Here is a 16,117-nt window from a genome sequence, read left to right on the forward strand (position 1 = left end):
GCTGTTGCACCAATCGCTCGGGAGGGAGCGTTGTTCGGGACTGATTCTCTCTCCCTTGCGGGTACTGGACTACTTCCGCGCTGGCCTGTGCGCTTTAGAAATTCAGTTTGAGGGCCAGTTGCACAAGGCGAGGATTGTTGACGGTGGAGTTCACGGCGCCGAATCCGCTGGCACTCACATCGTTGACCGGCAGACCGAACTGGGTGTGATTGAAGAGGTTGAAGAACTCGGCGCGGAATTGCAACCCTGTGTTCTCGCGAGGCAGCGCGAAGTCTTTGATGACGGAGAAGTCCGTATTGACGAAGTCAGGCCCGGTGGCCGGGACGCGCCCCGCATTCCCCAACTCGCCGGGGACGACCAGCACGCCGTTGACTATTTGTTGGGCCTGAGCCGGAACAAAGCAAGAGGAGTTGATCCACTGCAGCTTGCTGTGGTCCGCGTGAGTGGGGTTGCAGCCGGCGACCCGGTCAGGCCGGTTGAAGTTGTTCCCATTGCCGCCGTTCTGGAAGAAGTTGCCGGACGCGTTCGTGCTGTTGATCAACGGGTCGGGAAATCCCGAAGATATTCTTTGGATAAGAGTCAGTTGGAAGCCGCCAAGAAGAGTGTTGGTCACGGGATTCCAACTGCTGCCGAACTGCTTTCCGCGGCCGAAGGGCAGATCGTAGATGACACTGGCGATGAAGCTGTTATTGAGATTGATCTGCGATAAGCCCCAATCCAGCTTTTGCCAGTTGGGAAGAGGGAAGAAGGGAGCGCTGAGCTCGGAGCCTAAGCCGTCGGATAACCCGTTGTCATAGGTATGAGAGTAGGTGTAAGCGATCAGGGCGTAGAGGCCGTACTTCGTTGTCTTGGTCTCTGCCTTGATTTGAAGCGAGTCATAGTTGGTCTTGCCCACATCGCCAAACAGGGAGATGGTGTCGAAGGTGCCATAGGGCGGGACATAAGGCGCGCCGTTGGGAAGGCAACCGATTGTGTAGCCGGATACCACGCCGCAGGCAGACGGGCTTCCCGTGTTGAGGTCATTGCCGGCCACCAGGATGTGGGTGCCGCGGGAGCCGGCATAGCCGGCGGTCAGAACAAGATTGCCGACCAGCTGGCGCTCGACGTTCGCGTTGTATTGATAGACCCGGCCCAGCTTGAAGTCGGTTGGCTGGGTATAGAACGAGCCTGTAAAGTTGCCGGCGGTAGGGGGTACAGGGATGGCCTGAAATCCGCTGGAGAGACTGATGCCGGAGGGTGTTTGTCCGAGCGTGGTGGCGCAGTACGAGGTGACAAAGGCGCAGCCTGCGGAGGCGAAGGCGTCGGATTCGCCGAGGAAGGGTGGGTTCTGCCATAGGCCCTGGGCGCCCTGGCTCCAGGCCGAGTCGTGGTAGATAGAGAAACCGCCGCGGAGCACTGTCTTGTCGCTGCCGAAGACCTTCCAGGCGGCACCGATGCGGGGTTCGAGAGCTGTCAAATCCATGTTGACGCCTGCCGACGAACTCACACCATTTTGATTGGCAACGAGGAGTTTTCCGGTTGCGGGAACATAGTTGGCGAGGCGTCCGTGGGCTTCGGTGACGGGAGTCGTCAGAGCCCAGGCCAGGCCAAGATTGAGGGTAAGAGAGGATGTGACTCTCCAATCGTCCTCGACGAAAGGACGCCAGATGGTCCAGCGGCGGCCGGTGACGGGGCCATTGAAGGTCTGATCATGAATGGCCAGGCCAGTGATGCCGAGCAAAAAATCGGCCTGCGGACTGCCTCCGATGCTCGCGCTGCTAAGGCCGGAAAAATTGCCGCCGTTGCCGATGATCCAGAAGCCATCCTGGAAGGCCTCGGTGCCGACGTTCATTTGATTGCGGCGAAGGTCGATTCCCACCTTCAGGTCGTGCTTATGACGGATGAGTTCGAGGGAGTCTCGGAACGAGAAGATGTTTGTTCCGCCCTGGAAGGGAGAGTAGCCGCGATCACCGATGGCCCAATAGCCACCTGCGACGATCGTCGAAACTAGACCGCAGCTGTATGCGCCGGGAAGGCAGGCCCCGTTAGAGCACCCGAGGTTGGCGTTGGGAATGCCGCCGGGCACGATGTTGGCGGAGGCGCAGGTGCCGGAGCCTTGCGAGGTGATGTAGTCGAAGATGCGGTTGTAGCCAAAGCTGGCCTGGTTGACCATGTTTGCATTGAACACATGGGTTTCGCCGAGGGCGATGTTGCGCGCGTGGTTGATGATGTGCTGATTGCTGCCGAAGGCGTTTGCTTCGGCAAATCCTGGAGAGCCGCCGGGCACGTAGGAGAAAGCCTGGTCGTAGCTGAAACGGCCGAAGAGGGTGTCCTTGGCAGTAAGCGTGTGGTCGAGACGGACATCGAACTTGGTTTCGTTCAGAACGCGCACGGGCTGATTGACATAGTTGTAGCCGGAGCTGGCGTTGCTGGCGTTCGGCGCGGGGTACAGGTTCACCATCGCCTGTCCAATGGGGTTGATGAGGCCGGATGGAATCTTGTTACAGGGAGTGCCCTGGGCCTGACTTCCATCGGGATTTGCAGGGAGAGGATTTCCTGCTGCATTGCACTGGAAATAAACATTGGGAAAGGAGGCGGGGTTTGTGGAAGCGCCAATCAGGTTGGGATTGACGATTGCGAGACCGGAGACAGGATTGCCATAAGGATCGGCGGAGAAATCGCCGGTGCGCATGGCCAGCGAAGGCACCAGACCGGTAAAGGCAATGCCGTGACGTTGATATTTTTGTTCGCCATCGACGAAGAAAAAGGTCTTGTCCTTGTGAATCGGCCCGCCGATGGAGCCGCCAAACTGGTTCAGGTTGAACTTTTCCGCCTTGGAGGCAAAGTAGCTCTTGGCATCGAGATCGGTATTGCGCACAAATTCGAATAACGATCCGTGGAAGTTGTTGGTGCCGGATTTTGTGGTGACCAGCACAGTCGGGCCGGCTCGAGTACCGTATTCGGCGGAGTAGGTGTAGGTCAAAACCTTGAACTCCTGAATGTCATCGATCGAGGAGAAGACGCCGATACCGCCTGCAGTGAGTTCGTTATTGTCGACGCCATCCAGCAGCCAGTCCGTGCTGTTGGGGCGGGAGCCACCGACCGATAGCGAGAAAGAACCGCGCGCGGCTACCTCACTGCTGGCGGCGGAGGTGAAAAAGCTATTGGGGTTGGTCTCTGCCGTCGCGCCGGAGGTGAGCGTGGCGAGTTGAACGAAGTCGCGGCCATTCAGGGGGAGTTGCGATACCTGCTGCGAGGTGATGACCTGGCCGAGAGAGGGATTGCCTGTCTCGACAACGACGGCGTCGCCGGAAACTACCACCGAAGTGACTACAGTGGCGGGTGCGATCGAAAAATCGAGTTCGCGGGCTTCATCAATCTGGAGACGCAGATCTTTGGATTCGGCGCTTTGAAAGCCCTGCATATCGACGCGCACGGTGTAGGTGCCGACGGGGAGTAACGGAATCAGATAGTGTCCGGCGCTGTCGGTCTTGCCATCTCGGACCAGGCCCGTTGCCTGAGAAGTTGCTTTGACGGTAGCTCCAGGGACAGCCGATCCCGATTTATCGAGGACATTGCCGGAGAAGCTTCCAATGGCCTGGCCATGCAGGGCAGGAGGGATCATCAGCGCGAGAACGCAGACAACCAGGAGAAGAAGTGTTTTGTGGGATTTTGTATCGGCTGGGCCTGCAACCGATCCCGGACACGTCGTACCAACCATCGTGCGTTTCATAATTGAACCCTTTCGACAAACCTAGGGTGGTTCTTGTATCGACCGCGCTGCGCTGGATTAGATTAATAGACTGTAAGAATTGGTTGTTCGAAAGTCAACGCAAGTTTTGCCGATTCACAGATTTCGCGGTTTTACGGGAACTTCTACCGTAAAGAGCTCGCAGAGTTGACTGGTTGGTCCGAACTGCCGGATCTTTGCTTGAAAGCATCCCAGGGTTACTAACGATTCGCAGGATGCGGACGCCTTATCTCCTGCCAGCCTCGACACCTTATCTCCTCCTACCCTCTTGGTGATCAATTGCTCTGAACAGCGCACAGAAGTGCTCGGAACGACGGCGCAAGCGTTGAGACCGTAAACTAATCGCAGCGATGCCACTTGAATCTCCCAACACCGCTGCAGAACCTCCGATCGTGGACAAGTCCAGCGGCTTCGCTCCTCTGAAGATTTCTCTGTTTCGAGATCGCTGGATTGCGAGCACGATCTCTTCGGTGGGGACGTGGATGCAGGACACTGCGGGCACTTGGCTGATGACCTCGTTGACCGCTTCGCCTCTGCTGATTGCGCTGATGCAGACCGCGGCCAGCCTGCCGGTGCTGCTGCTGGGGCTGCTGGCTGGGGCTACGGCGGACATCTTCGACCGGCGCAAGCTGCTGATCTTCTGGCAGGCGTGGATGCTGGCTTCGGTGGGCGTGCTGGCTGTGCTGACGTTCGTTGGCTATATCTCGCCGTGGGCTTTGCTTGCGTTTACGTTCCTGCTGAACATCGGCTCGGCGATGAACAACCCGGCGTGGCAGGCGATTGTGCCGGAGCTGGTGCCTCGCGAACTGATCCCGGATACGGTGTCGCTGAATGCAGCGAGCAATAACCTGGCGCGTGCGGTGGGCCCGGCGCTTGGCGGATTGATGGTCGCGGGTTTTCAGCGGGTTTATACGGGCGCAGGATCTGTGTTTGCGCTGAATGCGGTGTCGTTTGCGGGCGTGATCTGGGTGCTGGTGAACTGGAAGAGGATTCCGCTGTTCAAGTCGGCGCTGCCTTCGGAGCGCATCGCCGGTTCGATTCGATCGGGGCTGCGGTATGTGCGGTACGCGCCGGATCTGCAGTCGTCTCTGGTGCGCGCGTTCATCTATACGTTCTTCATCTCGGCGATCTGGTCATTGCTGGCAGTGGTCGCAAAGCGTGATTTGAAGCAGGGTCCGCTGGGCTACGGAATTCTGAACGGGTCGCTTGGGTTGGGCGCGGTGATCGCGGCGACTACGCTTCATCGCATTCGTCAGCGATTTTCCGCGGACCAGATTCTGGCGACTTCGACGCTGTACAACGTGGTGGTGCTGCTGGTGCTGGCGTTCGTGCGCAGCCCGTCGATACTGATTGCGACGCTTATCTTGTCGGGCGCGGCGTGGACGAGCACCATGTCGACGATCAACGTCTCGGTGCAGCTTTCGGTGCCTGCGTGGGTGCAGGCTCGTGCGTTGGGGACTTACATGACGACGTTTCAGGGTGGCATGGCGTTCGGGGCGATTCTGTGGGGATACATTGCGGAACATACTTCGACGACGATCGCGCTGACTACTGCGGCGTGTGGTTTGTTGATCACCTTCCCGTTCGCGCGACGGTTTCATATTCTGCAGGGTCCGCTGCCTGACCACACGCCGTATCAGTGGAAGCATCCGGCACCGCAGCTTGCGCTCGATACGGAGCCTACCGACGGGCCGGTTCGCATCTCGGTTGAATATTGCGTGCCGATCGAAAACTATGCGGAGTTCACCTATGCGATTCATCAGCTTCGAGGCGTGCGTCTGCGTGATGGGGCGATACGCTGGGGCATCTACCGCGACGCCATCGATCCGACGCATTTGAACGAGACCTTCGTGATGGAGTCGTGGCTGGATTATCTGCGTTCGCGCGAACGCATTACTGCGGCTGATGAGGCGATTCGCGCTCGGGTACGTGCGTTACATCAACATGACGATCCCCCGAAGACGACGTACCAGATCTATGCGCGAGAGGTTGCGAATCCGGTACCGTCCCGCTCTCCTGCGAGCGCTGTTGAAACGAAGCCGTAATACTGGACCGAAGAGTTTTCTTTCGTTCCTGCAGATTTTTGCGGTTGTTTGCGAGAGGTAAGACGGAGTCAAGAAACGGCGAGTCTGCAAATCTTTGAAAATAATGGCGCGGCGAGTTGCCAGGATTCCGGGAGAGCCGGAAAGGTGTTTGGCCGTCGGCGTGCTGTTTACTCGGGCAGGCCCCTTTACTGAAAACTTTCCCGAGGTCTCGCCATGAGGTTAACGCTACGTGTGTTTTGCGCTACATCCTCGTTGGTCGTTGCGTTATTTTTTGCCAAATTCGCTTCTGCCGACACCATCCCTAACCCGTTTCTCGCATCGACAATGCCGCAGATGGGAAGCGGCTCGATGATGACTTACTCCGTACCAAACGGCTCGGCGACCCATAACGCTGCCAATGGATCCCCTGAGGCGGAAGACTCTTTCCTTCCGCTCTCTGAGGAAGACTACGATGACGCAGTTGTCTTCAAGGCTGCTGCTCCTGCTGCACCCGAGACGCGCAACTTTGTCTTACTGGGGAGCGGACTGCTGACCGCTGCGGGCTTTATTCGCCGCAGAAAGGTCGCGGTACAGATCGCTGAGTAAACTGTTGCGATGAACGACGACGGGCACAGCCAAAACCAAGGCTGTGCCCGTGGATTTTTCAGAGTTGAGTTAGACCGCGGATCCGAGTGCCAGATCGATCAGGGTTTTTTCTTCGATCTCGTGAGCCTTGGCCGAGCCGGTTGCCGGTGTTGCGCTGGCACTGCGCTTGACGCTGAGCACTGCGCGGTCGGCGGCCATGCGGCGTAGCAGAGGCATGACGTAGGAGAAGGCTCCCATGTTGGCGGGCTCTTCCTGGACCCAGATGATCTCTTGTGCGTCTGGGTGCTGGTCGAGGGCGGCCTGCAACTCTTGCTCGGGCCAGGGGTACATCTGCTCGAGAAAGATGATGCCGACGCTGAAGTCCTTGCGCTTCGCGCGCTCGACGCGGAGGTTGTGGCCGATCTTTCCGCTGCAGACGAGAAGGCGGCGTGGATTCTTTACGTCGTTGTCGGGGAGGACGTTCTGGAAGTGCTCGATGGCGAAGTCGGCGAGGGTCGAGGAGGCGTCGGGATGACGGAGCATGCTCTTCGGGGTGAAGAGGACGAGCGGCTTGCGCCATGGACTGAGAGCCTGACGGCGCAGGAGATGGAAGTACTGCGCTGCGTTTGAGGGCTGGCAGATCTGGATGTTGTCGTTGGCGGCGAGCTGGAGGTAGCGCTCGATGCGCGCGCTGGAGTGCTCGGGGCCTTGGCCTTCGTAGCCGTGCGGGAGCAGCATGACGAGGCCGGAGAGGAGGCCCCACTTGGCTTCGCTGGCGGCGATGAACTGATCCATGATGATCTGCGCGCCGTTGGCGAAGTCGCCGAACTGCGCCTCCCACAGGACGAGAGTTTCGGGATAGTCGCGGGAGAAGCCGTACTCGAAGCCGAGGACTGCGGCTTCGGAGAGGAGCGAGTTGTAGACCTCGAACTTGCCTTGTTTGTCGCTGAGGTGAGAGAGGGGCGTGTAGCGGACTTCGGTTTCGGTATCGACCATGACGGCGTGGCGCTGGTTGAAGGTTCCGCGCTGGGAGTCCTGTCCGCTGAGACGGACGGGAACGCCGGCTTCTAGGAGCGAAGCGAAGGCTACGAGTTCGGCCATGCCGTAGTCGAAGAGGCGTGTGCCCGCGCCCATCTCCTGGCGCTGCTCGAAGAGCTTCTTCACCTTGGGATGGATGTGGAACTCTTTGGGGTAGGAGGTCAGTGAGGTGACGAGTTGGTTGATGCGCTCGGCTGGGAGGCCAGTGGGTACGTTGTACTCGGGCTCGCATTCGCCGCCTTTGTAGGGGTCCCAGTAGGCGGGCAGCTGGGCCAGGTGCGGCTTGTGATCAGCCTGACTCGCGGCCTTCTGATCGTCGAGGAGCTCTTGCTGGATCTTCTGCACTTCCGCTGTGGGGTCGACGCCGATCTGTTTTGCGTAAAGCTGGTAGAGCGCGGGGCGATCCTTGATGATGGCGTAGCGGCGGGGCTGGGTGACGGTGGGATCGTCGACCTCGCTGTGCCCATGTTTGCGATAGCCCACGAGATCGATCACGATGTCGGAGTGGAAGCGATTGCGATACTCGGCAGCGATCGCGGCGACTCGCACGACGGCGTCTGGATCTTCGGCGTTGACGTGGAAGATCGGGATGGGAAGGCGCTTTGCGATGTCGGTGGCGAAGCGTGAGGAGTTCGACTCTTCGGGGACGGCGGTGAAGCCGAGGAGGTTGTTGACGATGACGTGGATGGTGCCGCCGACGTTGTAGCCGTGCAGCGTGGCCATGTTCAAGGTCTCGGCGAGGATGCCCTGACCTGCGAAGGCTGCGTCGCCGTGAATGATCAACGGAAGCACGTGGTCGTTGCCGTCTTTGCCGATGCGCTCCTGTTTGGCGCGGGTGCGTCCGAGGACTACGGGGTCGACTGCTTCGAGGTGGCTTGGGTTCGAGGCCAGATGGAGCAAGATGGTTTTTCCGTCGGGCGAGTGGTATTCGCCGGTTGCGCCGACGTGATACTTCACATCGCCACCGCCCATGGTGCTGCGCGGATCGACGTCTTCGAATTTGGTGAAGATCTCGGAGGGAGAACGGCCAATGGTGTTGGTCATCACGTTGAGGCGGCCGCGATGGCTCATTGCGATCATGGCCGTGGCGACGCCGGTTCCGGCGCTGACGGCGAAGACGCGATCGAGGAACGGGATCAGCGCTGTGATCCCCTCGAGGGAGAAGCGTTTGGTGCCGAGGTAGCGTGACTGAATGACCTGCTCGAAGATGTCGGCGCGAATGAGTTGCGTGAGGATGAGCGCTTGATCGGGCTTGGCCGGGACTTGTTCGATGCGCTCCTGCAGCCACTGCCGCTGTTCGTTGCTGGGGAGGTGCATGAACTCTGCGGCGATGGTTCCGCAGTAGTAGCTGCGCGCTTCTTTCGCGATATCGCCTTCGGGTGCGGGGGTTGGAAATGGCTCGGGAGGAAGGTACTGACCGAGAGGGTCGAGGGATGCCTGGAGGTAGCCCCAGCGGCGGAAGATATCGAAGATTGTCTCTCGTTCGTGTTGTTCAACTGCGGATGTTGTTGCAGTCAGTGCCTCTGCCTTCGTGGCCATTGCTTCCTCACTTCAGATCTATTCGCGAGTGGTGCGCGTCCTTTACTATGCTAGACCTTTCGGCGGTTGGGTGCACGCTCTTGAGCGCCTGCCAGGGGCTGTGACCATAAAGTTGCACCCCTTTGTTGCACCTCTTTGAGGTCGGCGAGCGAAAAGACGAGGGGCCAGCCGCGGGTGCTTCTGCTTTGGCGTGTTGGAGGGATTTTCTCCTGTCGGTGGAGATGTTGTAAGCCATTTTTTCCCAGCGGGTTAGGCTGAGTTCCCGATTATCGGACAAGCCTTGGTGGAGCGGAGTCGCGATGGGCCGCTTTATAGTGGGAAGTTATGGTGGTTGAGGCTCGCAGGGTTTTGGTTTTGCTCGTAGGGGTGAGTTTGATGGGTTTGCCCGAGGGGTCTGCTCTGAGCCTTCCTGGACAGGCAAACACAGTTGCGCAGCCATCGGGCCGGCAGCCTGCACAACAGGAGCCTGCACAAACTGTCGCTCCATCGGCTCCTGTCACTCCTCCTGCTCCGGCAACTCCTTCTGCTCCGGCAACGAACGACGGCAAGACTGTGGAGGACGGGAAGGCTGGGGAACGTCCGCTGCCGGATATTGCTGCTTTGATGCATGACGTAGAGACGAATCAGAGAGCCGCAGAGGCGATTGAGAAGGACTATCTGTATCGGTCTCTGGTGACGGAACAGCGGCTGGATTCGCATGGTGGATTGAAGAAGATCGAGACCAGGGAGTTTGAGGTCTTCTGGGAGAATGGCGTGCCGGTGGGCCGGCTGGAAAAGAAGGATGGGCAGGAGCTAAGCCCGGACGAGCAGAAGAAAGAGAGTGAACGGATTGATAAGGACTCCGAGAAGGCCAAGGAGAGACGAGAGAAGGCCGATGAGGAGGGGAAGGAGTCGGATGCGCGCGGGCACGAGTTGATGACGGCCTCGCGGGCGCTGGAGTTGGGAAGCTTTACCAATGCGCGGCGAGTGCAGTTGAATGGCAGGGACACGATTGTGGCGGACTATGCGGGCGATCCGAAGGCTAAGACACGAACGAAATTCGAAGAGGTGGTTCGGGACATGATGGGCACGGTGTGGGTGGATGAACGGGACCGTGTGCTGGTGAAGGCTGAAGGACACTTCGTGAATAACTTCAAGATTGGCGGGGGGCTGGTGGCGAATATTCAGAAAGGGACGAGCTTCGCCATGGAGCAGAGAAAGGTGAATGGCGAGGTCTGGCTGCCGGCGAGATTCGAAGGCCAGGGGTCTGCACGAGCCTTGCTGTTCCTGGGTTTCAACGGCCGCGTTGAGGCGGTGGAGTCGGACTATCGGAAGTTCAAGGCGACCTCGAAGATTGTGCCGGTGGAGAGTCCGACCACTCCGGAGTCAATGCCTAAGTGAGATCAGTCGCGCCGGGGCAGGGAAAGTGATAGGCGAAAAACGCGCAAAGGGATAGCCGAGGCCATCCCTTTCGCAAAACTTGGTTGTCGCTGTCGTCGAAGTGCTAAAGACTAGAGAGGCTGAACGTCAGACGCCTGCCAACCCTTGGGTCCCTTTACCACATTGAACTGTACAGCCTGGCCCTCTTGAAGGCTCTTGAAACCGTTCGAATTGATCGCCGAGTAGTGTACGAACACATCCTCGCCGTTCTGACGGCTGATAAAGCCAAACCCCTTGGCATCGTTAAACCACTTCACTGTTCCCTGTTCCATGTTCACTATTTCCTTATTGCTATTGAATTTGCCGCTAGATCCAAATCGGGGTTCGTACAGTACGAGCTTTGCAGAAATCCAATCTGTTTCAAACGATGTGTGAAGGTTAGCACAGTTGCCAAGTTTTTTTTACTTATTCTCCTAAATAGTTATGGTTGCACTGTTTATAGTGCAAAAAATGTGGATATTCGGGCTTGTTTGAGGATATTGGGGGCTCGGTGGATTCGACAAACGTGCATCGACAATGTTAGATATCACGCAGCGTTACGCTTTAAGGTGGGTTCGGACGATCTCTTCGGCCTGATTCAACACCTCGTCGAGGGTCATCGAGGTGGAGTCGAGGATGACTGCGTCGGCAGCGGGCCTAAGGGGTGATTCGGCCCGATTGCGATCGCGGTAGTCGCGGTCTTTCAGCTCGCGAAGGACGGCCTCTTCGGTAAGCCGCTGCTGCTCGGCGGAGACGGGATCGGGAGCCTGACGGCCGTAGTTTTGGCGGTCGGTCGGTTCGGCGGTGTTCGATCCGGGAGCGGCCTGGCGGTAACGGCGGTTGCCGCGAACCTCGGGGGCGGCATCGAGGAAGATCTTGACTTCGGCGTCGGGAAAGACGGCGGTGCCGATGTCGCGGCCTTCCATGACGACCCCACCGGCCTCACCGAGCAGGCGCTGCTGGTGGACCATCCAGGCGCGAAGTTGCGGATGGATGGAGACTTTGGAGGCGGCGTTGGTGACGTCGGTCTCGCGAATGCGGCGGGAGACGTCCCGGCCGTCGAGCAGGACGCGGTTGCCTTCGAGTTGCGGCTCGAGGGTGATGCGGGTGTGGGCGGCAAGGTCCATGAGCGGGGCCTCTTCGTCGAAGGAGTAGTCGTTATCGATGGCTTTGAGGGCGAGCGCGCGGTACATGGCGCCGGTCTCCAGATTGAGGAATCCGAAGCGGCGGGCGAGATGGGCGGCGAGGGTGCTTTTGCCGGCGCCAGCAGGCCCGTCGATGGCGATGACGGGACGCTGACGCTTTTTGGTCTCAGGCTGCGATGCGGGTGCGGAGTCCTCGTGCGGCTGCGTCATCCGGCTTATTCCCCTTCCTCACGTTTGAACTTGCGGGCGGGAGGCCGATTGCCGAAGGGCTTCTTGTTGCCCTTGAACTTGTCGAAGGTGCTGGCGGGTTTGCCCGTTCCGGCGGCGGATTTGCTGTAGGGTTTCTTGCCGGCGAAGCTGCCAGTGGATTTGCCGGCGAAGGTGCCGCTTGAGAAGCTACCGCCCGATTTGCTGTATGGTTTTTTGGCTCCGAAGCTGTTGCTGGTTTTGCTGTACGGCTTCTTCTCGCCGAAGCTGCCGCTGGATTTGCCTTCGAAGGCGCCCTTGGGACGTGGGGTGCGGGGTGCGTCGAACTTGCGGAAGGGGGGACCGTCGGGACGTGCTGCGCGGCCTTCTGTGCGGCGGGGGCGGGCTTCGGAGTCACGGGTGTCTCGGGTGGAGGGGGTGTCGCGGGAGAAGGATTTGCGCGGGGCGAAACCGTTGGTGCGGTCGCCGCCGTCGAAGCTGCGCTGGGGGCGGGCGGAGAAGCTGCCGGGTTTGCGTGGACCACCGAAGCTGGGCTTGGCGCCGAAGCTGGGTTTGGCTGGCCGGTCGCCGAAGGTGCGGCGGGGAGGACGTGCGTCCCCGGAGTCTGCGTCGGGACGGGGCGCGTAGTCGCGGCGCGGAGGGCGGGCGTCGCTGCTGTCGCGACCGAAGCTGGGCTTGCCGGCGAAGCCTTCGCGCTTGCGGCCGAAGGTGCCTGGCTTGGAGAAGGTCTTGCGGGGGCGGTCGCTGTCTCCGGCTGAGGCGTCGTTGTAGGGGCGTGGAGTGTATTCGCGGCGGGGCGGGCGGCTGTCGCCGGAGTCTGCGCTGCGGCGGTAGGTGGGGCGGTCACCGCCGGTAGAGGGGCGATCATCACCGAAGCGCGGCTTGCCGCCGAAGGCTGGCTTGCTGCCAAAACTGGGACGGCTTCCGGAGGATGGTTTCGAACCGAAGGCGGGTCGCTTCCCTGCTCGGTCGGAGCTGGGTTTGCGATCGTAGGCGCGAGGAGCGCGCGGGGCTTCTGTGCTGTCGCCTTCGTTCGGGACCTCGGAGGAGGATTTTGCTGCGGCGAGGCGGTCGGCCTTCTCTTCTTCCCACGGCTTGGTAAAGCTGGGGCGGTCGGGGCGGTTGGATTCGCGGGTGAAGGGGCGGCGCTCGCGTGGGGAGGGAGAGGATTCGGAGCTGCGACCAGGTTTGGTTACAAATCCAGTGCCGACCTTGCGGGGCTTGGGAATGAACTTCTTGATGCGGCCAGTTCCCTCGGCGGATTCGGCGCTGTCGCCTTCGGTGGTGGCGACGATGGAGTCGACGTCGTCCGGTGCGGGAGCGGCGATTGCGAGGAAGGCGGGGAGTTCGCCGGTGACGTGGAGGACAGTGCGGCCTTCTACTGCGATCGTCTCCAGTTGACGCGCGGAGATGAGTGCATGGATGACGTCGCGGATGCGCGAGCGGGCGGCGATGGGCGAGAGGAAGGTCTCGATGTCCTCTTCGGAGGCCACGATGGCCTGGCCGAGATAGAGGGAGATGAGGGCGGAGAGGGCGGTGGGCTGTCCGGCGTTGGCTCCGGCTTTGATCTGCTTGGTGAAGCGGGTGGTGGTGAGCTCCCAGAGTGTGGGAGCGCCGTCGGGTTGCGGGACGGGGATGACGCGGAGATGCTGCCAGAGCTCGGTGAGGGAGCGGAGGACGGCGGTCTCGGTGACCTCTTTGCCGAGCTGGGTGGTGAGGTCGTAGGAGCTTATGCCGGTGGCATGGTCTTTGGCGCGCTCGGCGAGGAGGGTGTAGGTGTTGAGGGCGAGCGGGGAGACCTTGGTGGCTCCGCTGGTGGTGGGGGGCTGCTTCCAGGCCTTGTCGCCGCGCAGGGTGAAGATGTAGGGGAAGGCGAGCGGGGAGACGATGAAGTCGGGGGTCTCGCTGCCGGTGCCGGTGGGCGAACCGAGGAGATTGAGAGGAATGGCACCGCCGTCGAGGATGAGACGGGAGAGGAGGCTGCGGGACTGGTCCGCGTCGGCGAGGGTGGGGGCGGCGTTGGGGGTGCCGAGGATGGCTTCGACGAAGGATGGCGCGGGTGCGGGAAGCTGCGCGGCGCGAGGCGTGAAGAAGACCAGGCCTGAGGTGTTGAGCCAGTCGCGGAGCATGTTGATGGTGAGGATGGGATCGGTGTTTTGATGCCAATGCGCGAGGCGGGCGGCGGCGAGCTGGTCAGCCGTGGGAGTGCTTAGGTTACTCAAGGTGTTGCCTTCCTGCTGGGCGGAGCGGGGCTCGCGCTACAACATATCCTTAGCCTGGGCTAAAAGGATGACACTAAAAGATTGGATTCGAGCGATGAGCGGCTAGATGCGCTGAGATGCTTTTTGTATGTCTTTATAAGAATACCGCAAAGCGAGAGCCTACCGTGGAAGAGTGCGAAAATCGGGCAGCGGGTCAATTTGAAACCCTGTGGCAATCAGGTTACCTATAAGCCCGTTTTGCGGGCACAACGTTCCTTAGCCTTTGCAATACACTTGCGGTCATGGCGTACTCGCGACTTTCGAAGTTAAAGAACCGGCTTCATTCTTCGTGGAAGTGGGTTCTTTCTTTCAAAACTAACGATTGGCAACTAGACGACTACCCGATAGAAATACGGGAGCAACAGAACGACGGCAATCCGCCTCTCCCAGCGCCGCGCTTTATCTCACACAGGTACGTCGCGCATATCTTGAACGCGGCGATCACAGGAAGCGGCGACACACCAGCGGCTGCCAAAGAGAAGCTCAAAGAGAGCTTCAGAACAGTCCGCAACCGGCGGCTGGAAGATGGCAAACCCTTAGTGCGTCCGGGAAGGTCATGGCCAATCGAGTTCGCTTCTCAAGAGCAAGTAAATAAGCATGAGGCGCTGGGCGAGGATTTTATTCGTCGCGTTCTGGATTTGGATTGGGCCTGGATTTCAGACGAATCCAGCTTGTGGGACTTCCATGCGGAAAGTGACAACAGCCGACTGAACTCGAAGATCATGGAAGTCTACGGAGTGGACGTGTCAGACATTCAGTCGGGCCGACTCGCGGCCATATTCGAAAGAATCGTGCAATCGCGAACGGAACTGGGCCAATCGATAGGCACGCTTCACCGGAGTGCTGAGTCCCTTTAGAAGGTCTCTGTCGAGACGCACCGAAGACGTTCCGTGAAAGTCGGGTTTTCGGCAACCTCAGTCATTCACTCCAAACTGTCCCACTACCAGGGAATCCAAGGGTTTCTGTATGGCAAAGAAAAGCCGTCTTATTCGCGCCTTGGTGTTTTCTGACGGAATAAGACGGCTGGGATGCCTTTGGTTAGGGGATGGGCTGGCCTGCTGCGGTCATCTGCTGGAGCTGCTGGCGGTCGTAGGCTTTGACTCCGTCGGGAAGCGGGGCGTAGTTGAGTGTGGCTGCAGCGGCTTGTCCGTCGGTGATGACGTACTGGATGAAGTTTCTGAGGGCCGTCCGCTTCGCGACGTCGGGGCCGTCCTTCGGGATGATGAGGAAGGTGAGGGTGGAGATCGGGTAGGCATCGGGCGCGGAGGCGGGAGCGTTGACGATCGGGGTGCGTGGGTCCTTCGAGAGCTGATCGGTGAAGGCTGCGATGGCGGCGGTGGTGCTGGAGGTGTCGGGCAGGATGTATTTGCCGGCGAGGTTCTTGATCGAAGCTACGGGCAGCTTGTTCTGTTGAGCGAAGGTGAGTTCGACGTAGCCTATGGCTCCGGGGGTCTGACGGACCTGGCCGGTGACGCCCTCACTTCCCTTGCCTCCCATTCCGACGGGCCAGTTGACGGAGTTGCCCTGACCGATCTTCTGCTGCCACTCCGGACTGACGGCTGAGAGGTAAGTGGTGAAGGCATTGGTGGTGCCGCTGCCGTCGGTGCGATGCGCGACGAGAATCTTCGTGTTGGGTAGAGCGACGCCGGGGTTGTCTTTGGTCAGGATGGGATCGTGCCATGAGGTGATCTTGCCGAGGAAGATGCCTGCGATGGCGTCTGAGGAGAGCTGGATCGGCTTGGCGAGGCCGGGCAGCGAGTAGGTAATGCAGACGGGACCTGCGGATTCGGGGATCTGGATTACGGGCTTCATGCCACTGAGTTGATCGTCGTTGAGCGCAGCATCGGAGGCTCCGAAGTCGACTGTGCCGTTTTTGACCTGCTGAACGCCGCCGCCAGAGCCGATGGATTGGTAGTTGATGCGGACGTTGGAGTGTGCGCCGGAGAAGGCGGATGTCCATTGGGACATTACGGGATAGACGAAGGTGCTTCCAGCGCCGTTGAGATCGACGCTCTGAGCTTCACTGCCGCCGGAGCTTGATTTGCACCCGGCAAGGGAGACGATAAAAAGGGCGGATGCAAAACATAGAACATAGGCTGATCGGAGACGGGAGCCATCGATGGCTTTGCGCACAGGTTTCTCCAGGGGAACGAAGATGGATATTAGTTTGGTTGCACGACCATGGAGAGA

General features: G+C 59.7%; 10 protein-coding genes. 4 read left to right on the top strand and 6 right to left on the bottom strand.

The features are described 5' to 3' along the window. Positions 1–94 precede the first annotated feature (94 nt). Positions 95–3,712 (bottom strand): TonB-dependent receptor, encoded by a 3,618-nt coding sequence (locus HDF09_RS06060; protein ID WP_183762879.1) that lies wholly within the window; start codon positions 3,710–3,712, stop codon positions 95–97. A 368-nt stretch (positions 3,713–4,080) separates the two neighbouring features. On the opposite strand from HDF09_RS06060, the gene HDF09_RS06065 reads away from it, so the two are divergent. Together HDF09_RS06065 and HDF09_RS06070 are read left to right on the top strand one after the other, a co-directional pair. Next, positions 4,081–5,775 (top strand): MFS transporter, encoded by a 1,695-nt coding sequence (locus tag HDF09_RS06065; RefSeq protein ID WP_183762882.1) that lies wholly within the window; start codon positions 4,081–4,083, stop codon positions 5,773–5,775. 348 nt (positions 5,776–6,123) lie between these two features. Further along, positions 6,124–6,360, top strand: a complete 237-nt coding sequence (locus tag HDF09_RS06070; RefSeq protein WP_183762885.1) for a hypothetical protein — start codon at positions 6,124–6,126, stop codon at positions 6,358–6,360. A gap of 69 nt (positions 6,361–6,429) precedes the next feature. On the opposite strand, the gene HDF09_RS06075 is transcribed toward HDF09_RS06070, so the two are convergent. Next, positions 6,430–8,916: a 2-oxoglutarate dehydrogenase E1 component gene (locus HDF09_RS06075; RefSeq protein WP_183762888.1), complete on the bottom strand. Its 2,487-nt coding sequence runs from the start codon at positions 8,914–8,916 to the stop codon at positions 6,430–6,432. 375 nt (positions 8,917–9,291) lie between these two features. Between HDF09_RS06075 and HDF09_RS06080 the strand changes: the two genes are divergently transcribed. Continuing rightward, entirely contained in the window at positions 9,292–10,296 is a 1,005-nt protein-coding gene (locus tag HDF09_RS06080; protein WP_183762891.1) for a hypothetical protein, read from the top strand. Between the two features lie 110 nt (positions 10,297–10,406). On the opposite strand, the gene HDF09_RS06085 is transcribed toward HDF09_RS06080, so the two are convergent. From HDF09_RS06085 to HDF09_RS06095, 3 genes are all read right to left on the bottom strand, one after another. After that, a complete protein-coding gene (locus tag HDF09_RS06085; RefSeq protein WP_013581125.1) occupies positions 10,407–10,607 on the bottom strand; it encodes a cold-shock protein in 201 nt (66 codons plus the stop codon). A 264-nt stretch (positions 10,608–10,871) separates the two neighbouring features. Then, entirely contained in the window at positions 10,872–11,669 is a 798-nt protein-coding gene (gene cmk, locus HDF09_RS06090) for a (d)CMP kinase (protein WP_183762894.1), read from the bottom strand. A gap of 5 nt (positions 11,670–11,674) precedes the next feature. Further along, positions 11,675–13,888 (bottom strand): hypothetical protein, encoded by a 2,214-nt coding sequence (locus tag HDF09_RS06095; RefSeq protein ID WP_183762897.1) that lies wholly within the window; start codon positions 13,886–13,888, stop codon positions 11,675–11,677. Positions 13,889–14,355: 467 nt separating this feature from the next. Here HDF09_RS06095 and HDF09_RS06100 point away from each other — a divergent pair, with 467 nt between their 5' ends. Next, positions 14,356–14,784 (top strand): hypothetical protein, encoded by a 429-nt coding sequence (locus HDF09_RS06100; protein ID WP_183762900.1) that lies wholly within the window; start codon positions 14,356–14,358, stop codon positions 14,782–14,784. Positions 14,785–14,965: 181 nt separating this feature from the next. Here the strand turns inward: HDF09_RS06100 and pstS are convergent, their stop codons facing one another. Next, positions 14,966–16,060 carry a phosphate ABC transporter substrate-binding protein PstS gene (gene pstS, locus HDF09_RS06105; protein WP_311718811.1) on the bottom strand — a complete coding sequence of 365 codons (1,095 nt, stop codon included), beginning with the start codon at positions 16,058–16,060 and terminating at the stop codon, positions 14,966–14,968. Positions 16,061–16,117: the final 57 nt, after the last annotated feature.

The organism is Edaphobacter lichenicola (assembly GCF_014201315.1).
Lineage (GTDB): Bacteria > Acidobacteriota > Terriglobia > Terriglobales > Acidobacteriaceae > Edaphobacter > Edaphobacter lichenicola_B.